General features: G+C 72.1%; 14 protein-coding genes and 1 pseudogene. 6 read left to right on the top strand and 9 right to left on the bottom strand.

Going from position 1 to position 18,852, the window contains the following annotated elements:
* Positions 1-20: 20 nt before the first annotated feature.
* Positions 21-647, top strand: coding sequence for a TetR family transcriptional regulator (locus ABZ215_RS01215; RefSeq protein ID WP_020416304.1), 627 nt, complete (start codon positions 21-23; stop codon positions 645-647).
* 1 nt (position 648) lies between these two features.
* Here ABZ215_RS01215 and ABZ215_RS01210 read toward each other — a convergent pair whose 3' ends face one another.
* Positions 649-1,557 carry an SDR family oxidoreductase gene (locus tag ABZ215_RS01210; RefSeq protein ID WP_354946928.1) on the bottom strand — a complete coding sequence of 303 codons (909 nt, stop codon included), beginning with the start codon at positions 1,555-1,557 and terminating at the stop codon, positions 649-651.
* Between the two features lie 84 nt (positions 1,558-1,641).
* Between ABZ215_RS01210 and ABZ215_RS01205 the strand changes: the two genes are divergently transcribed.
* On the top strand, positions 1,642-2,214 hold the full coding sequence (locus tag ABZ215_RS01205; protein ID WP_020416302.1) for a TetR/AcrR family transcriptional regulator: 573 nt from the start codon (positions 1,642-1,644) through the stop codon (positions 2,212-2,214).
* 32 nt (positions 2,215-2,246) lie between these two features.
* Here the strand turns inward: ABZ215_RS01205 and ABZ215_RS01200 are convergent, their stop codons facing one another.
* Complete coding sequence (locus ABZ215_RS01200; RefSeq protein ID WP_354946925.1) at positions 2,247-3,434, bottom strand: amino acid deaminase/aldolase; 1,188 nt, start codon at positions 3,432-3,434, stop codon at positions 2,247-2,249.
* A gap of 85 nt (positions 3,435-3,519) precedes the next feature.
* Here ABZ215_RS01200 and ABZ215_RS01195 point away from each other — a divergent pair, with 85 nt between their 5' ends.
* Positions 3,520-4,827 (top strand): D-arabinono-1,4-lactone oxidase, encoded by a 1,308-nt coding sequence (locus ABZ215_RS01195; protein ID WP_354946923.1) that lies wholly within the window; start codon positions 3,520-3,522, stop codon positions 4,825-4,827.
* Between the two features lie 107 nt (positions 4,828-4,934).
* Positions 4,935-5,060: pseudogene (locus tag ABZ215_RS01190) on the top strand (IS630 family transposase); the annotation flags it as partial.
* Here ABZ215_RS01190 and ABZ215_RS01185 read toward each other — a convergent pair.
* From ABZ215_RS01185 to ABZ215_RS01155, 7 genes are all read right to left on the bottom strand, one after another.
* Positions 5,057-6,871 (bottom strand): TNT domain-containing protein, encoded by a 1,815-nt coding sequence (locus ABZ215_RS01185; protein ID WP_354946921.1) that lies wholly within the window; start codon positions 6,869-6,871, stop codon positions 5,057-5,059. The pseudogene ABZ215_RS01190 and the gene ABZ215_RS01185 overlap by 4 nt on opposite strands.
* Positions 6,872-6,883: 12 nt before the next feature.
* A complete protein-coding gene (locus ABZ215_RS01180) occupies positions 6,884-8,224 on the bottom strand; it encodes an ADP-ribosylglycohydrolase family protein (RefSeq protein ID WP_354946919.1) in 1,341 nt (446 codons plus the stop codon).
* Positions 8,221-12,921: a hypothetical protein gene (locus ABZ215_RS01175; RefSeq protein WP_354946917.1), complete on the bottom strand. Its 4,701-nt coding sequence runs from the start codon at positions 12,919-12,921 to the stop codon at positions 8,221-8,223. Before ABZ215_RS01175 ends, ABZ215_RS01180 begins: the two co-directional genes overlap by 4 nt.
* Positions 12,921-13,241: a hypothetical protein gene (locus tag ABZ215_RS01170; protein ID WP_354946915.1), complete on the bottom strand. Its 321-nt coding sequence runs from the start codon at positions 13,239-13,241 to the stop codon at positions 12,921-12,923. The genes ABZ215_RS01175 and ABZ215_RS01170 overlap by 1 nt, the downstream gene beginning before the upstream one ends.
* Positions 13,242-13,314: 73 nt before the next feature.
* Positions 13,315-13,965 (bottom strand): SDR family oxidoreductase, encoded by a 651-nt coding sequence (locus ABZ215_RS01165; protein ID WP_354946913.1) that lies wholly within the window; start codon positions 13,963-13,965, stop codon positions 13,315-13,317.
* Positions 13,966-13,986: 21 nt separating this feature from the next.
* Positions 13,987-14,622: a hypothetical protein gene (locus ABZ215_RS01160; RefSeq protein ID WP_027935593.1), complete on the bottom strand. Its 636-nt coding sequence runs from the start codon at positions 14,620-14,622 to the stop codon at positions 13,987-13,989.
* A gap of 277 nt (positions 14,623-14,899) precedes the next feature.
* On the bottom strand, positions 14,900-16,645 hold the full coding sequence (locus ABZ215_RS01155; protein WP_354946911.1) for a serine/threonine-protein kinase: 1,746 nt from the start codon (positions 16,643-16,645) through the stop codon (positions 14,900-14,902).
* A 98-nt stretch (positions 16,646-16,743) separates the two neighbouring features.
* Between ABZ215_RS01155 and ABZ215_RS01150 the strand changes: the two genes are divergently transcribed.
* Both ABZ215_RS01150 and ABZ215_RS01145 read left to right on the top strand, forming a co-directional pair.
* A complete protein-coding gene (locus tag ABZ215_RS01150; RefSeq protein ID WP_017986040.1) occupies positions 16,744-17,814 on the top strand; it encodes a CoA ester lyase in 1,071 nt (356 codons plus the stop codon).
* Positions 17,811-18,680 (top strand): CoA ester lyase, encoded by an 870-nt coding sequence (locus ABZ215_RS01145; protein WP_354946909.1) that lies wholly within the window; start codon positions 17,811-17,813, stop codon positions 18,678-18,680. The genes ABZ215_RS01150 and ABZ215_RS01145 overlap by 4 nt, the downstream gene beginning before the upstream one ends.
* Positions 18,681-18,852: the final 172 nt, after the last annotated feature.

Here is an 18,852-nt window from a genome sequence, read left to right as displayed (position 1 = left end):
AGCACCAGAAGGAGCACAACGTGTCGGAGACCCAGGCGACGACGACCCCGCTTCGCCGGCAGCCCGTCCAGCAGCGCAGCGCGAAGCGGGTCGAGCAGATGCTGGACGCGAGCGCCGAGCTCATCGACGAGGTCGGTTATGACGCGTTGACCACCACCCTGATCGCGAAGCGCGCCGGGGTCGCCGTCGGTTCGCTGTACCAGTTCTTCCCCGACAAGCGGGCGGTCGTGCGGGCGCTGACCCAACGCAACCTGGACCGGTTCGTGCAGGCGGTGAGCGAGCGGCTGAGCCGCGAGGACCCGCGGCACTGGTGGGACGTCGTCGACTCGGTGCTGGACATCTACCTGGAGATGCACCGGACCGTGCCGGGCTTTTCGAAGGTCCACTTCGGCGACGTCGTGGACCGGCAGCTGCTCGACGACAGCCGGGACAACAACCGGGTAATCGCGGACTCGCTCGCCGACCTCGTCGGGAAGTACATCGACCTGAACACGCCGCGCCTGTCGCTGGCGATGACGGTCGCGATCGAGGCCGCGGACGGGCTGCTGAAGCTGGCCTTCCACCGCGACCCGCAGGGCGACGCGGAAATCGTGGGCGAGACCAAGCACCTCATCAAGCAGTACCTGGCCTCGCGCCTCGGGGAATAGCTCAATCCTTCTCGAAGTAGTGGCCCGCGTCGAGGTCGGCGAGCAGGCCGGGGTGCTCCGGCTTCCAGTCCAGCAGCCGCTGCGTGCGCTCGCTGGACGTCAGGTTGTCCATCGCCGCGAAGCGGGCCAGGAAGCCGAAGTGCGCCTCGGCCTGCTCGGCGGGGATGCTCTCCGTCGGCAACCCCAGGTGGCGGCCGATGGCCTCGGCGATCTGCCGGAGCGGGACGCCCTCGTCCCCCACGGCGTGCAGCCGCGAACCGGCCGGCGCCTTCTCCAGCGCCAGGCGGTAGAGCCGCGCGGCGTCCAGCGTGTGCCCGGCGGGCCAGCGGTTGGCGCCGTCGCCGAGGTAGCCGGACCGGCCCGCCTTGCGCGCGGCCGCGATCAGGACCGGGACGAAGCCGTGCTTGTCGAGTGAGCTGTGCACGATCGGCGGGAGCCGGACGACCGAGCTCCGGATCCCGCGGTCGGCGAACCCGGTGAGCTCGTTCTCCGAGTCGACCCGGTAGCCGCCCGGCATCACGTCCTCCTCGGTGGCGGCGCGGTCCAGCCCGAGCCCCGCGACCATCGCGGTGCCCGAGGTCCCGACCAGCGGCTTGCCCGTGCCGGCCAGCACCTCGCCGAACGCCCGCACGACGGCCAGGTCGGTGTCGCCCGCGCCCGCGAAGTCCCCGGCGGTCATGGCTTCGTGGTCGAAGGCGAGGTGGATGACGCCATCCGCTTCGGCTGCCGCCTCCCGCAGGCCGTCCAGGTCCCGCAGGTCGCCCCGCCGCACCTGCGCGCCGGCGGCGGCCAGCTTCGCGGCCGAGGCCTCCGACCGCGCCAGGCCGACCACCTCGTGACCGGCCGACAGCAGCTCCGGGACGACCGCCGAACCGATGTGCCCGGACGCGCCCGTGACGAAAACACGCATGGAATCCTCCTCAGTGATGTCACTTGGTGACATCAACAACGGTAGCACCGCATGACACCTGGTGTCATCACCTAGACTGCGCGAATGGTCCGGTGGGAGCCCAACGCGCCTGAGCGGCTGTCGCGCGCCGCGCTAGAGCTGTTCACCGAGCGGGGGTACGACAACACCACGGTCGCGGAGATCGCGGAGCGGACCGGGCTGACGAAGCGGACCTTCTTCCGGCACTTCGCCGACAAGCGTGAGGTGCTGTTCGGCGGTCAGGACGCGCTGGGCGAGGTCCTCACCGAAGCGATCACCGGCGCACCCGCCACGGCCACGCCGTTGGCGGCGATCGGCACGGCTCTCGAAGCCACCGCGGTGTTCTTCGGGCCGGAGCGGCTGCAGTGGGCGCAGCAGCGCCAGGCCGTCATCGACGCCAACCCCGAGCTGCAGGAGCGTGAGCTGCTCAAGCTCGCCACGCTCACCACCGCGTTCCGGGACGCCCTGCGCGAACGCGGCACGCCGGAACCCGACGCGAGCCTCACGGCCGAGATCGGGAACCTCGCCTTCCGGCTCGCATTCACCCGCTGGATCGACCCGGCCAACCAGCTGGACTTCGCCGAACTGACCCGGCGGACGCTCGACGAACTGCGCGAGGCGGCGGCGACGCTGGCCTGAGTTGTCCACAGGGTTGTGGACATGTGGACAACTCAGCCGAAGTTCTGGTGTTCGCCCCGGTAGGTGGGCACCGTGCGCTCCACCCGGCCGTCCACCACGATGTGGTACGCGTCGAACCGCTCGGCGAGTTCGCCCGCCTTGGCGTGCCGCATCCACACCCGGTCGCCGACCCGCAGGTCGCGTGCCGCCTTGCCGGTCACGGGCGTCTGCACCTCACCGGCGCCCTCGAACGGCAGCAGCCGCAGCCCCGCAGGCAAGTGCGGGGACGGCAGCCGGCTCGCCGAAGCCGGCCCGGAGGCGACGAAACCGCCGGAGTAGAGCGTGGCGATGTGACGCGCCGGCTTGTGGACGACCGGGAGCGCGAACAACACCGCGGGCTGCGGGTGGAAGCGGGCGTAGCCGTCGAACAGGGTCGAGCCGATCAGCCCGGACCCGGCCGCGACCTCGGTGACCACCCGGTCGGCCCGGGTCAGCTCGATGCTGCCGCTGCCGCCGCCGTTGACGAACTCCAGGTCGGCGACCTCCCGCACCGCGTGCACCGCGGCCGTCCGGCGGCGGGACAGCTCGGCCGACGACCGGCGCTGCATCCAGCGCACGGCGAGGTCGTTGAGGCGACTGCCGGTGGCGTCGCCCAGCCCGGCGATCTGGCCCTCGTAGGCCATCACCCCGGTCAGGCGGAAGCCTTGACGCGCCACGATCTTCCGCGCCAGCGCCGCGGCCTGCTTCGCGGTGAAGACCGGTGAGCGGCGGGTTCCGACGTGCAGGAACGGCAGCGGGCGCCAGGACGCGTCGAGTTCCAGGCACACCCGGATCTCCGGGTGGTCGTGGCCCAGCGCGGCGTCCACGAGGTCCAGGTGCTCGGCCGAGTCGACCACGATCGTGATCGCGGCGCGGGCTCGCTCGTCGGCCGCGAGTGCGCGCAGGGCGCCGAAATCGGCTGTCGGGTAGGCGACCAGGATGTCGTCGCTCGTGCCGAGGCCGGCGTGCCAGAGCGCCTCGGCCAGCGAGTAGCACATCAGCCCGGCGAACCCGGGCGTCGCGAGCGCGCGCTCGATCAGGTAGCGGCAGCGTACGGACTTGCTGACCAGGCGGATCGGCAGGCCGGCGGCGCGCTCGACCAGATCGGCGGCGTTGGCGTCGAACGCGGCCAGGTCGACGACGGCGAGCGGCGGATCGAGATCCTTCGTCGCCGTGTCGTACGTGGTCGCGGAGGTCGTCATGCTAGGACCGTACGTCAGAACGACTTGAAACGCGAATACCTTTCACTTACGGTTTCGTCACTCGACACGGACGGGTGAGCACTTCATGAGCCGGTGGCAGAACTGGGCGGGAACCGCGAGCGCGGACCCGCAGCGCATCCACACCCCGCGCAGCGCGGCCGAGATCGCCGAGGTCGTCACCGGCGTCGCGGTGAACGGCCGCCGCGTCCGCGCGTGGGGCAGCGGGCACTCGTTCACGCCGATCGCGGTGGCCGACTCCGACGCGATCGACCTGCGCGGCTGGACCGGGATCGCCGCGGTCGACGCCGGGGACCACCGCGTCACCGTGCGGTCGGGCACCACGATCCGGCAGCTCAACGCCGAGCTGGACAGGCTCGGCCTGGCGCTGACCAACCTCGGGGACATCGACGCGCAGACGATCGCGGGCGCGGTGTCGACCGGCACGCACGGCACCGGCGCGCGGCTCGGCGGGCTGGCCACGCAGATCGTGCAGCTGGAACTGGTCCTCGCCGACGGTTCGGTGGTCACGTGCTCGGCCGACCGGCAGCCGGACCTGTTCGCCGCCGCCCGCGTCGGGCTCGGCGCGCTCGGCGTGATCACGCACGTGACGCTGCAGTGCGAGCCGGCGTTCGCGCTCGCCGCGCAGGAACGGCCGGAGCCGCTCGAGCAGGTGCTGGAGGGGTTCGACACCTTCGCCGCCGAGAACGACCACTTCGAGTTCTACTGGTTCCCGTACGGGAAGAACGCGCTGGTCAAGCGCAACAACCGGCTGCCTGCGGGTGAGGTGCCGCGCCCGTTGAGCCGGGCCCGTGAGTTCCTCGACTACGAGATCATGGAGAACGTCGCGTTCGGCACGTTGTGCCGCATCGGCCGCGCGGTGCCACGACTGGTCCAGCCGCTCGGCCGGTTCGCGTCGGCGGCGCTGTCGGCGCGGGCGTACTCGGACACCTCGCACCGGGTCTTCGTGACCCACCGCGGGGTGCGGTTCGTGGAGTCGGAGTACGCCGTTCCACGTGAATCACTGCACGAGGTCCTGCGCGAGTTGCGGGCGCTGGTGCCGCGGCTGGAGAACCCGGTGGCGTTCCCGGTGGAGGTCCGCGTGGCGGCGGCGGACGACATCTGGCTGTCCACGGCGCACGGCCGCGACTCCGCCTACATCGCCATCCACCAGTTCGTGGGCATGCCCTACCGCGAGTACTTCGCCGGCTTCGAGTCGATCCTCGGAGCCGTCGGCGGACGCCCGCACTGGGGCAAGATGCACACCCTGGACGCCACCGCGCTGCGCGAGCGCTACCCGCACTTCGACGACTTCGTGAAGGTGGCACGACGCTGCGACCCGGATGGGGTGTTCCGGAACTCCTATGTGGACCGTGTGCTTGGCCCGTTGCCCTAGGGTCCTGGCGTCGCGGGCCTGGATCGTGCCGGCCTACGCCGAGAGTGGATCGAACACCGAAGTGGCCGGGCGATTGAGCCTGGACCGTCACACGGTGACTCGAACGCGACATCCGCGGCTGCATCCAGCAATGGAACACCAACCCCAGGCCCTGCGTCTGGACCCGCACCGCCGACCAGATCCTCGACTCCCTTGCCGCCTACTGCCGACGAACCGACCACTCAGGACACTAGGACGTGCCCGCCGCGCTTTCCGCGCGCTGGGACCGCTGTCCGGTGAACTCCACGAGCCAGCCGTTCGCGAGCATCTCGTCGATCGACTGCGGGAGGATGTAGGCGAGCCCACCGCCGTCCCTGCCGTTGGCCGGTTTCGCCTCGCCCTCCAGCGCCTGGAAGGCCGCCTGCACCCGGTACCGGTGCATCGGCGCCGTGTCCAGGTCCTCCGGCTGGGCCCGCCAGTTCGGCGGTGTGCCCAGGTCGAACAGGGTGTTGCCGTCGGGCCCGCCGTAGCGGTCGAGTTCGCGGCCGGGGTTGAGGACGACGTGGCGCTTCTTGTCGTAGGCGCTCAGCGGCGGGTCCACCGGCAACGGCTGGATCGTGCACTCGTAGTCGTCGAGCACGTCGTCCGGATCGCGCCGGATCCGCTCCTGCGACAGGGTCAGGCACCCGATCATGTGCGCCGCCGCGTCCATCGCCGTCGGGAAGCGCGCCTCGTTCTTGCGCTGCTGGTCCACCGTGCAAAAGACCGACCACCAGCCGTCCGCGTCGAGCATCATGGTCCAGCCGTCCTCGATGGGCGAGTGGAAGCTGTAGTGGTTCCGGCTGATGCGGAGCCCGGCGACGACCCCGAGGACCATCTCGATCACCTCGGACGCAGCCTGGTCCTGCGCGTTCGTGCCCATCACCAATGCACGTGCCCGGTCGAGCACGTCGTCGGCGACGACCTCCGGCACGTGGTGCCCATGCCCGCGCATGTGGTCCAGGAACCGCAGCGGCGGGGTTATGTCGTGGTGCTCCAGGTAGTACGCCATCGAACCCGGCCACACCCACACTCCGTCGGTGAGCCACGCCTCCGGCACGCCGGCGGGCCGCTCCGGGTCCAGCACGTCCGGCCCGGTGCCGTAGGAGGAGAGGAACGTGTGCCCGGCCGTGAGGTAGTCGAGGACCTGGGCCTTCTCCGCCGACGGCAGGGCGGGCCGGTACGCGACCGGCCGCCCGTCCGGACCGGTGGCGTCGAACGGTTCGGCCACCTTCAGGCCGCCCTCGATCTCGAGCAGCCGCAACCGCTCCGGGTGGGCGCGGTTGAGCTCCACCTGCGTGCGGTGGAAGTCGAGCGCGGGCTCCAGCAGCCAGGCGGGCACGTCGCGGTCACGCGGCAGGAAGCGCAGTTCCTCGTAGTACTCGCGGAACCGGTCGTCCTCCCGGGTGCGCAAGTAGGCCCAGTCCGGTTCCTCGTAGCCGAGATCGACCCCGGCCTCACCCGAGACGGCCAGCCGCAACCGGGCGGTGGTCCAGGCGCCGCGGCCGGGTTCGTAGGCGGTGACCCGCGCCCGGCGGAGCCACTCGACGACGTCGGCCGGCGGCAGGAACGGCAGTTCCCCGTCCGCGGTGGTGACGTTGACGTGCACCTCGAGCCGCCGCCCCAAGGCCTGGCAATCGAGCAGGACCTCCTGCCAGCCTTCGGGCATCGCGTCGCGGAGGGCCGCCGTGAGGCCGGCGACGGCGTCCGGCGCCACCGCGGGGGCTGACGGCTCGCCGAACGCGGCCGGCGCGGGGAAGGCCGTCCACACCGGACCGGGCAGCTCGTCGGCGTGCACGAACGGCGCTTCGACGCGGTCGGCCGGAACCGTCACCCCGAGCACGTTCGGGTTCTCCTGGACCAAGCCGCTTGCCAGAGCACGATCGCGGTCGGCGCCGTCGTGGTCAGCGAGCCACTCGACGCGCACCGTGCCGTCACCGTGGTCGGCGAACACGCGGCACAGTTGCCCGTCGATCCAGCACAACGTGCGGTGGCGGGGGTCGGCCAGCAGGTTTCCGATGTACATCGCTTCGATTCCTCAGTCGTGCCAGTAACGGCGGATCCACAGTGGATCAGTCGGCGGTTGCGGCCCGAACTCGGCGAGCAGGTCGCGGGTGAGCACCTCGATGACCTGGTACAGGTCCAGCGGCGCGAGCAGACCGCGCGGCACGGTCTCGATGCCCCACCGGGCACCGGCGAGCGCGCCGGCCAGCATGCCGGTCGCTGCGGTGTCGCCGTCGTGGTTCGTCGCGAGGGACAGGGTTTCCCGCACGTAGTCGGTGACGACGACCGCGTAGACGGCGGCTCCCAGCGCCTGCGCACCGGTGGTGATGCCGCCGAAGGTGGCGGTCAGCTGCTGCGGTGAAGCCGGCGCCTCGACTGTGCGGGCGAGTTCGACCGCGGCGTCGATGGCCTGGACCACAGGGGCGGCTTCCGGCTGGTTCAGCAGCCGGGCCGCGGCGATCGCCGCCGGCAGCGGTTGCCCGCGCAGGAGTTGTTGCAGCAGAACGACGAACGCGCCCGCGGCCAAGTGGTCCTCCGGCCGGGGGTGGGTGAGGCGGGCGCTGTCGACGCCGATCTTGAAGCCGAGCGCGGGGTCGTCCGTCCACAGTGCCAGCGGCACGGCGCGCGCGACGCATCCGGGCCCCTCGCAGCGCCCGAAGTCCCGCTCCTCGCGCGCGTGCCGGATGAGCAACGTGGCGAGGGTGTCGTCGGCGGAGCGCCGGTCGAACATGTCCCGGTGCCGCACGAGCCAGCCGGTGTTGCGGTACTCCTGCGGCAGCGGGCCGAACACGTCGTCGGGCGGGAATCCCTGCGTGACCGCCCAGCGCCGGTACCCGAACGTCACGTGCATCGCCGGGTTGGTCGTCAACGGTGGTCCGGGGATGGCCCGGTCCGCCGCGTGCGGTCCGATCATCGACTCGGCGCTGAACAGCATGAGCTGGGTGTTCGGCGAGACCGGCGCGACGCCGTTGGGGAACGCGGGCTCGGTGAACCACCGCTCGTTCTGGCGCCGCAACGCTTCGGCGCCCACCGCCGCGACCCGGTACCCCATGGCGTCCCCGAGCGCGGCCGAGAAGACCGCGCCGAGGAACCGGCTCTCGATGCCCAGCTGCCCGCGGAGCCGCTGGCCCGTCCCGTGGTCGGCCAGCATGATCTCCCGCTGGCGCTGCAGGTACTCCGCCTCCGCGTCCGCGGGCGGGTCGACCTCGAGGTGGTGCAGGTTGTAGTCGGACCCCTCCGGCCGCTGCTCCATGCCGAACGGGGCGCGGTCCACGTGCCGCATCGTCCACTCGTAGTGCCAGTCCGACATCTTGCGCGACCGGCGGCGGGCCTCGTCCGCGGGCCAGCCCGCGATCTCGATGCTCTCCTGCGTCATTTCAGGTACTTCCTGCCGTGCCATTCGACCGGGTTCTTGATCCCGGCACCGGGCTCCATCAGCACGATCTTGCCCATCCAGAAGACGTTCCTGCTCTGCGCCGGGTCGAGATCCCGGGGGCGGAAGAGGTCGGCGATCTCACGGGGCCGGGGGTAGCCGGGGTGGCTGGGGTCGTTGGCCTCGTCGAGTGTCCTCATGATCTCCTGCGCCTGGAGGAGTTCGCCGTTGTGCCACCGGATCTGGCGCTCCAGCTCACCCGCTCGCCGCTGGTCGGCGATGTCCTGGCTCTCCTTCAGCCGCTGGTGCTCCGCCTCCATCTGCGCGAGCACGGCCTTCGCCTCCGCGATGCCGGCGCGGAGACGCGGCATGATCGTCTGCTGGACGTCCCGGTGGTGGGAGAACTCGTAGTCCGCGCGGGCCCAGGTGTAACTGCCGACGTCGCTGTTCGCCTTGAGGTAGATGAACTCGACGCCGTTGTGCCGGTAGTAGCCCTCCATGTCCCGGTTGAACATCGCCGCGAGCCCTTGACCCTGGATGGCGCGCCGGAGGTGCAGCGAGGAGTGCTCGACCGCGAACCCGTCGTCGCCGAGGCGGCTGAAGGTACGGCGGAACCCGCCCACCTCCCTGCCGTTGACGTCGAAGATGGCGCCCTGAACGGTGAGGTGCGCGGCGCCGCCGCTGACCTCCGTGACCTCGATCCGGTAGTCACCGTACTGCCGGTTGTAGACCTCGCCGAAGGCAGCGCGAGCCGCGTCCTCGTCCAGCGGGACGCCCTCGTCCGGGAAGATCTCCTCGAGCCGCGGCATGTTGTCGTAGTCCGGCGGGGAATCGGGTTCCCGCGCCTCGCCGTGCTCGTTGGTGACCGGCGCCTCGGGCTCCGGGTCGGGCGTCGCCGAGTTGTCCGGGAAGTAGTGCCGCGGCACGTCCGGCGGATCGGCCGGCCGGTTCGTGGCCGGGTCCGGCTGGGTGCGCGGGTCCGCGGCCTGGTCGACCCGGGGCGTGGTGTCCGGGCGCGTCGCCGGGGCGGTCCACGGCGCCGCCGGCTGATCGGTGCGCGTCACGGGCGCGTCGGCGCGCGGCGCGGGGTCCGGCCGGGTCGCCGGCGCGGTCCACGGCGCGGCGGGCTGACGCGGCGGCTCCGGCGTGCGCGGCGGGGTGGCCGGCGGTGGCTGGCGCCATGGCGCCGGTGGTTGTGCGGTGTTGCGTGGCGGCGCCGGGTTGTGCGGCGGCGGTGGCGGGTTGTGCGGTGGAGGCGGCGTCGCCGTCGGCCGCGGCGGGGTGTGCTGCTGGGTGTGCGGCGGGCCTGGGGTGTGCGTCGGCTGCGCCGGCGGGAAGAACGGCTCCCAGCGCGGCGGGCGTCCTGGCTGGTCGACCCAGCGGCCGGTGTCGAAGAACCGGTGCCCGTCGGAGACGACCGGGATCCAGCGGCCCGCGTGGTCCGCCCGGCCGTGCGGGATCCAGCGGCCCTGGTCGTCGTAATGTCCGTTGGGGCGGCGCCAGCCGTCCGGGTCGACGTGGTTCGGGATCCACCGGCCGAGCTGGTCGACCTCGCCCAGCCGGATGAGGTTGTTGTAGGCGTCGCGGAAGGTGTGCGGGACGAACTGGCCGTTCGCCATGTGGCCGTACACCGGATCGCCGTAGGCGTCGTAGCGGACGTGCCAGTTGTTCTGTCCGGGCCCGCCGGGGTTGCGGAACTCGGGTGGCGCGCCGCTGTCCCAAGGGGTCCAGGCCCCGCGGGACGTGGCCACCTCCGGGTTGTACTGGTGCCCGGTCTGGGGGTCGGTGCGCACCCACTCGGGCTGGTGACCGGGTGGGAACGGGCTGTCGTGCACCACCGTGGAGCCGTCGGGGTTGTTGGTGACCCACTGCCCCGGGTCGTCGAAGCTGGGACGCGGCGCGCTCGGGTCGCCCTCGAGCCGGGCCCGGTCGCCGGCCGCATAGATGTTGCCGAAGTTGTCGACCCACACCCTCGTGGTCGGAGCCAGCACCGGTACGCCCAGCTCTTGGGCGAGCCGGCTGGCGAAGCTGGTGCCGTCGTTGGGCAGGGCGCTGCCGTCGCAACCCAGCAGACGCACCGGCGTGCCAGGCACGTAGCCGGGCGCGCCGCGAAGGATGTCGGCCAGGTCCTTCGGGGACAACGGGGTGTCCCCGATCCAGACACCGTTCCGGTCGCCGTGCACCTCCACGGTGAACCGGTCCGGGTCCGGCACCGCGACTCCGACGGTGCGGTCGGGCAGCGGACCGGTGCGGATCAGCGACAGCCCGGCGTCCGTCGGCCGGATGTGCGGCCGGTCGTCGGCGTGGATGTTGCGGCCCATGACGGTCCGCGGATCGTTGGCCAGTCGCGCCTTGAGCTCGGCGGGCAGCTGGATGGAGTGCCAGGCGCCCCGCTTGTACGAAACCTCGCGATCGGGTGTCCGATGTGGACCGGAGTCGCCCGTCCGGGGTGGTGCGGGCGGCTGCGACGGGCCGCCGAGCCCCCAGCCCGCGTGCCGCCGCTGGGTCGGCGTGACCGGCGTGCCGGCGTGCGGCACGGCGGCGGGGCCGTGATCGGCGATGACCGTCGCGCGGTCCGCCGGACGATGTGCGGGCGGTGCGGCGTCCGGCCGTGGGGCCGCGAGGTCCGGAGTCGCGTCCACCCGGGGCGGCGCCGCGTTCTCGGGCGCGCGGTTCGGGGACCCGTCCGGACGAGCGTCCGCTGGGACATCCGTGTGCGGCGGCAGCTGGTTCGGGCGCTGCGGCGGTGCGTCGGCACGCGACGGCGCACCGTCCGGGCGCTGAGCCGGTGGAGCATCCGGACGCGACGGCGAAGCGCCGGGCTGGCGGGGCGGGGCATCGGGCCGCGGTGCCGCCGGGCCGTCAGCTCGCAGCGGCGGAGCGCCCTGCTGGCGGGGCGGCGCACCGTCCGGGCGCTGAGCCGGCGGAGCGTCGGGGCGCGACGGCGGGGCGCCGTGCGGACGTGGCGGCACCGGACCCGCGTCCGTCCGCGGCGGCGCGTGGGTGCCTCCGGCCGCGGCGACCGGGTGTTGCGGCGGCGGGGTGTTCGTGCCCGGTGTGCGGCCCGGGTCCGGAGCGCCGGCCTGACGCGGTGCGCCGGTGTCCGCCGCCGCACCGGTGGCCCGGTTCGGGCCCGCGTCCGGTGTGGACGGAGTGCGCCCCGGCACCTCTGGGGCGCGGACGCCACCATCCGGCGTCCGGGCAGGTGCGCCACCCTCCGGCATCGACGGACCGCGGCCTGGCGCGGGGGACGCCGGGTTCGCGACCCCACCGGGGGGCGGACCGGCCACCGGACCGGTCGCGCCGAGCGGCGCCCTTGGCTGTGCGGCGGGAGCCGGGGCACCGGCCGAAGCGGCGGGCGGAGGCGGCGAGTTCACCGGGCCACCACTGCCGATCGGGCCGAAGGACTGCGGCGCGGCCTGCGCCGGCGGGCCCTGCACCCGGCTCGGCTCTGGCGGGGCCTGCGCGGTCCGCGCGGCCAGGTCGTCGATCGTCGAGGTCGACTGGCGGGACACCGAGTCGTTGGGCGCGGGCTGCCGCGGCTGGGACGAACCGCCGTCGCCACCGAAGTTGCCGCTCGCACCGGGAGAACCCGTGCTCGGACCACCGGAGCCGCCGGGATCACCTCCCCCACGCGGACCGGTGGGTTCCGGTGTGGAGGGTGTGCCACCGCCGTCGGAACCGTCCACGCGCGGGCTGCTGTCCGGGATGCCGTCCGGCGCGTCGACGCCCAGCGTGCGCATGTCGTCGACCCGCGCTCGGATGCCACCCTGGACACCGCCGGTCTCCAGGTCGGAGGCGCCACCGAACACACCGCCGGACGCGCCGTATGCGATGTCCTTTGCGGACAGTTTGTCGAGGTCGCCGGTGACCGCTGCCTGCCCGACCGTGCTCGCCACACCTTCGAGGGCGCCGCGGACCCCACCGCGGACGGACGCGTCGAGCAGCTGCCCCGCGGTGCTGGTCACTCCCCTGGTGGCGCCCTTCGCGATGCCGAGGCTGGCGGCGCTCACCACACCGTCGACCACACCGCCGATGGCCGCGTCCTTGGTCTTGCTGAGGTCCCAGTCCTTCCGGTTGCCCGCCGCCATCTGGTAGCCCTGGATGCCCGCGTCGAGCGCCAGCGAGATGCCCAGGCTGATGGCGATCTGCTTGAGCACCGCCATCGCGACGCCCTTGACGCCCATCGCCAGCAGCTTCTGGATCAGCATCCGGAAGATCTGCTGGATCGCGACGCGCGCGCCGGCCTGCGCGACGGGGATGGCGGCCGTCGAGCCGCCCAAGGTGACCGCGGCCATCGCGAGGGCGTACGCGATGAAGGCAGCGGTGATGATCAGCGTCGCGATGATCATCAACTTGCCGTACTCGACCTCGTTGGCCGCGTTGCCGCAGGCGTCGCTGAGCGCCTGGCACACCTTCTGCAGCGAGGGGAAGTAGGCCTTGTCGCCCTCGACGAACTTCTTGGCGTTCTCCATGAACGCGGTGGCGCCGTCGCCGGTCCACAGGACTTTCGCGGTCGGCGGGTTGGGCGTCTGCTGCATCAACGTGGTGAAGAGGCTCTGCACGTCGGCGGAGCCCTGCGCCGCCGCGGCCCAGCCGTCGCGCATCACGCGCAGCAGGTCCTCGTCGCCCTCCGGCCACTCCTGCCCGGCCACGATCGAGGCCAGCGGCTTGAGCCAGTCGGGGATCTCGATCGCCACTAGGTCAGCTCCGTGCCCGGCATGTTGTCACGCATGTCGGCCTCGTACTTGTCATAGCTGTCCATGGCCGTTTCGACGCTCTTCTTGAGGTCGCGGATCCCCTTGGCGAGCTCGGTGAAGAACTTCACCGTGTCCGGCACGCACGGCAGGTAGTCCTTGGCGAACGCCTGACCGGCCTCGTCGTTGCCCCAGCACTCACCGGCGCTCTGCAGCGCGGCCTCGAGCGCCTTCTTGGCGTCCTCGAGCTTGTCCGCCGGTTCGCCGAACTTGCTGACGACCCCCCGCACCGCGTCTGTGTCGACCGTGTAGCCCTGGGACATCCGCAACCACCTCCCGGACAGCACGGTAACGCATCACGTTCGGCCGTTCGGGCGAGTTGGGCGAATCCACCGTCTACAAGCGGGTGATCGCCTCGTCGACGGGTGTGTTGCCGGTCACCAGTTCCAGCGTGCGGCGGAACGAGCGGGGCTCCTCGAAGAGCGCGATCAGCACCGCGGCGACGTCCTCGCGTGGGATCTCGCCGTAGTCGACCTTTTCGGCCAGGTGGACCTCGCCGATCGCGGGCTCGTCGGTGAGGCGTCCGGGGCGCAGGATGGTCCAGTCCAGGTCACGGGCACGCAGGTCGTCCTCGGCGGCCTTCTTCGCGCGCAGGTACGCCGCGAACACTTCGTCGGTGCCGGGGCGGGCCGGGCGGTCGACGCCGATCGAGCCGATCTGGATGTGCCGCCGGACGCCGGCGCGCTCGGCGGCGTCGGCGAACAGCCGCGCGGCGCCGAGGTCCACCGTCTCCTTGCGCGCCGCGCCGCTGCCGGAGCCCGCGCCCGCGGCGAACACCGCGACGTCCGCGCCCTTCAGCACGTCGGCGACCTCGTCGACCGCGGCGGACTCCAGGTCGAGCACGACCGGCTCGGCGCTGAGGTCGCGCAGGGCGGGGGCCTGCTCGACGTTGCGGATGATGCCAACGGCCTCGTCCCCGGTGCCGGCCAGCAGCCGCTCCAGGTGACGCGCGATCTTCCCGTGCCCTCCGGCGATGACGACTCGCATGGGACCGACTCTAGGCCGGGGTCAGGCCACCGGCAGGTCGTAGGAGGCGAGCAGCTGCTCGTAGACCATCTCGTTGATCCAGCGGGACACCGCGTCCTCGGGGAGGAGGATGCGCTCGCGGCGCACGTCGATGTCCAGGTCGACCCGGGCGTCCTCGTCGGCGGTGACCACGCCCACGCCGTAGGAACGGGCGCGCGGCAGGCAGTTGTCCAGGTAATCGCGGCTCAGCACGGCCGACGTGGGCAGCACCACGGCCGCCTCGCCGTAGCGGCTGAACGGCACGGCGGAGGCCATCGCGGTGCGCCAGTGGCGGGCGACGGCGAGGACGCCGACGATCTCGGCCGCCGGGGCCGGGGCGGTCGGCGCGAACTCCGGCCACGTCCAGGTGGCGACGGTCGCGCGGTCGGTCACCGGGGCGACGCCCATCGCGATCCGCTCGGCGTGGGTGTCCGTGCGCAGCTTGGCCACGACGCACACGCGGCGGCCGAGCATCGTGACCTCGGGGAGGACGACGCCGTGCCAGCCCAGCTGGGCGGCGGCGTCGCGGGCCAGCACGCTGACGCTGGCGGGCAACTCGACGGGCGGCACCACGCGGGTGGGGAACGATCGTCCGCCGGCCACCACCGAGTTTCCGGTGTGCCCTGGTGTAACCGCCACGATCCGCCTCCTCTTACCGCTGATTCCCTACCCGCACCTCGTGAAAAGAGGCACATGGAAAGAGGTACCAGGGGTGGGCCGGTTGATCTGTGGACAACGGGAGCGCCTGCGATCGGCGGCGCTCAACGGTCGGTGACCGGTCGATGAGCGGTATCGGGACTTCAGCCCGACACTGCTTCCGAATGGGTGACGGACCGCTGAACGACCCGACGCCCAGCGTCTCCGTACCGCCGAACGGAGCAATTCCATTCGCGTTCCACTGTGGACAACGAACGGATCAGGGCAGGAGTTCCCGGCCCAGCGGGGTCATCAGGTCGGCGACCTCCGAGTAGGGAACCACGACCTCGTGGTACCCGCATGCCATCGGGTAGTTCCGCGCGTCCGTGGCGAGCCAGAACACCACTCCGTCGGGCCGGAATCCCAGCTGGAGCGCGGGCGCGTCGAGGATCCCCCACGGCCGCAGGTCCCCCGGCGCGAGCGGGGTGCGCTCGCCGAACGGCTCGCTCCCGTCGCAGTAGCCGCCGGGTGAGCGGGCGAGGATCTGCGCCTCCAGTGCGCTCATCGCGTTCTGGTCGGTCGCGATGCCGTCGAAGACGTCCCCCGCGGTGATCACCTGCCCGGTCGACAGGTCGACGTTGAGCCACAGGACGGCGTAACCCCCGTGGTTGCCGAACTGGCTCGACTGCACCGCCAGGTCGTAACGCACGGACACGATCCGCTGGTCCTGCCGCCCGATGGTGACCTTGTTCTCGATCACCGGGTCCTCCGTCGGGTCGAGGATCCCGGACTGGACGTAACCGGTGAAGTCGTCGAGCGGTTTCGCGAGCGCGGCGTTGACCCGGTCCTGCAGCGCGGGGTCCCGCATCCCGCTCACCGCGGCGTACTGCGCGTCGACGTGGAAACCGGCGCCCGGTTCGGTGCGGGTCAGCAGGTTCACCTGCACCGCCGCCTGCTGCTCGGCGGGTGGCGCGGCGGCGACCGGCGGGAGGGTTTCGCCGTTGCCGATCACCGCGATCGTGCCGATCACCGCGCCGACGCCGACCGCGACGGCCACCAGCGTGGCGCCGATCTTCGCGCCGAGACCGATGCCGGTGCCGACCGCCGCCAGCCCGCCCGCCGCTGCTCCCGGCGCGGCCGCGGTCCCGGCGCCGAGCAGCGCCAGCGGCGACAACGCCAGCAACGCCCCCGCTCGCTGCGCCAGCCTGCCCAAGCCGCGCTGCTCCCAGTCCGGGCCGTACCCGGCGACCGCGGCGGTCTCCAGTTCGGCGACGAACTCGGCCGCCGCGGACGGCCGCCGGTCCGCCTCCTTCGCCATGCCCCGCGCGATCAGCTCGCGCACCGGCCCCGGCACCGCGTCGAGCGGCACCGGCGCGTTCTCGTGCTGGTCGCGGAGCTCGTCGGTGGTCGTGCCCTCGTACGGCTGCCGCCCGGCGATGCTCTGGAAGAACACGCAGGTCGCGGCGTACACGTCGGTCGCCGGGGTGGCGGGCCCGCCGCGCCACTGCTCCGGCGCCATGTACGCCGGGGTGCCCGCCGGCACCCCGGGCCGCCCGGCCAGCACGGCGATGCCGAAGTCGACCAGCTTGCTCTCCCGGCCTGGCCCGACCAGCACGTTCGCCGGTTTGTAGTCGCGGTGCACGACACCCGCCTGGTGCGCGTCGGCCAGCCCGAGCAGCGAGCCCTTCAGCACCGCGAGCGCCGACTCGGGCGGCAGCGCACCGTCGTGGCCGAGGACCTCGCGCAGGGAGACGCCGTGGATGGCCTCCATCACGATCGCCGCGCCGTGTGGGCTCTCGTGGAACTCGTAGAGCCGGGCGACGTGCGGCGACTGGATTCGGCTCAGCAACTGCGCCTCGTGCCGGAACGCGGTCAGCCGCGCCGGGTCGCCGAGGTGCTTCCCGAACAGGTACTTGATCGCCACCGGGGTTCCGGAGGTGTCGTGCCTGGCCAGCACCACCTCGCCGAACCCGCCCTCGCCCAGCAACCCGACCTCGGTGAACCCCGGCACCGCCCAGTTCCGCATCCGCACCTCACTCCGAGGTGAGCTTCGCCGCAGCGGTTCCCCTGGTTTCGTGGTTAGGGTTACTCGTCGGTTACAACGGCCGTGCCAAGGGAGGACGGATGCGCTCGCCGAAGGACTTCTTCGCGCCCCTCGCCGTGGGGGCGCCCGACCCCGTCCGCGAGATCCCCGCGCTGCCGTCGCGGATGATCCACTTCTTCGACCCCAGCAACGCGAAGATGGCGGCGAAGGTCCCCGACCTTGCCAAGAAGGTCGACGTGCTGCTCGGCAACCTCGAGGACGCGGTGCGCGCGGACCGCAAGGAGGCCGCGCGCCAGGGCCTGGTGGAGATCGCGAAGGCAACCGACTTCGGCTCGACGCAGCTGTGGACGCGGATCAACAGCCTCGACTCGCCGTGGGTGCTGGACGACCTGATCACGCTGGTCACCGAGATCGGCGACAAGCTCGACGTGATCATGGTGCCGAAGGTCGAGGGCGCGCAGGACATCCACTACGTCGACCGGCTGCTGGCCCAGCTGGAAGCGCGGGCGGGTCTGCGCAGGCCGCTGCTGGTGCACGCGATCCTGGAGACCGCGAGCGGGGTCGCGAACGTCGAGGAGATCGCCGGCGCGAGCCCGCGCATGCAGGGCATCTCGCTCGGCCCGGCGGACCTCGCCGCGAGCCGCCGCATGAAGACGACGCGCGTCGGCGGCGGGCACCCCGGCTACCTGGTGCGGACCGACCCGGTCGGCGAGGACCTGCACGAAGGCCGCACGACCTACCAGCAGGACCTGTGGCACTACACGGTCGCGCGGATGGTCGACGCGTGCGCGATGCACGGGATCCTGCCGTACTACGGGCCGTTCGGGGACATCCGGGACGTGGTGGCCTGCGAGGACCAGTTCCGCAACGCGTTCCTGCTCGGCTGCGTCGGCACCTGGACGCTGCACCCGGTGCAGGTGGACATCGCGAAGCGGGTGTTCTCGCCGGAGCCGAAGGACGTCGCCTGGGCGCGGAAGGTGATCGCGGCGATGGGCGACGGCACCGGCGCGGTCATGATCGACGGGAAGATGCAGGACGACGCCTCGGTCAAGCAGTGCCGGGTGGTCGCGGAGCTGGCGGACAAGCTGGCCGAGCGCGACCCGGAGCTGAAGCAGGCGTACGACGAGGCGACGAAGGAAGCGCTGGCATGAGTGGAGTGAAGCCGCGGCGTTCGGTGCTGTACATGCCGGGCGCGAACGAGCGGGCGCTGGAGAAGGCGAAGACGCTGCCCGCGGACGCGCTGATCCTGGACCTGGAGGACGCGGTCGCCCCGGACGCGAAGGAGGCGGCGCGGGAACGGGTGTGCGCGGCGGCGGCGTCCGGCGACTACGGCAGCCGCGAGGTGACCATCCGGGTCAACGGACTGGACACCGAGTGGCACGACGCGGACCTGCGGGCGGCGGCCCAGGCGGGCCCGGCCGCGGTGGTCGTGCCGAAGGTCAACTCGGCGGCCGAGGTGCACAACATCGAGCGCGCGCTGGAGCTCGGCGGCGCCCCCGATGCGACAAAGATCTGGGCGATGGTCGAAACCCCGGTCGCGATGCTGCACGCGGAGGAGATCGCGGCGGCGAGCGAGCGCTTGACGGTGCTCGTGATGGGCACCAACGACCTGGCCAAGGAGCTGCACGCGGAGTTCGTCCCCGGCCGCGCCCCGCTGCTCGGTGGCTTGTCGCTGTGCCTGCTCGCCGCACGTGCGACGGGCAAGGTCATCCTGGACGGCGTCTACAACGACGTGAAGGACCTGGCCGGTTTCGAGGCGGAGTGCCTGCAGGGACGGCAGTTCGGGTTCGACGGCAAGACACTGATCCACCCGGGACAGATCGAGCCGTGCAACCGGGTGTTCGCGCCGTCGGAGGACGAGGTCGCCCAGGCGCGGAAGATCATCGTCGCGTTCGAGGAGGCCAAGGCCGAGGGACGCGGCGTGGTGACCGTGGACGGGCGGATGATCGAGAACCTGCACGTGGAGAACGCACAGCGAATCCTGGCACTGGCAGAAGCAATCGCCGGAAAGAACTAGCCAACACAAGAAAACCGCCGGCCGGCAACGCAAGAAGACCGACTACCCCAACCAGACCTCCCCCGCCCCCGATCCAGAGCCGATCTTTAGTCGCCGATCAGGCGTGTCAAGGCACGCTTTCCCGCCTTGACACGGCTGCTCGGCGACTGAAACACAATCAGGCATCGGGGGC

Source organism: Amycolatopsis sp. NPDC006131, assembly GCF_040614175.1.
Taxonomy (GTDB): domain Bacteria; phylum Actinomycetota; class Actinomycetes; order Mycobacteriales; family Pseudonocardiaceae; genus Amycolatopsis_E; species Amycolatopsis_E tucumanensis.
Note: the sequence above shows the minus strand (reverse complement) of the source record. Positions and strands in the feature narration are given on the sequence as shown.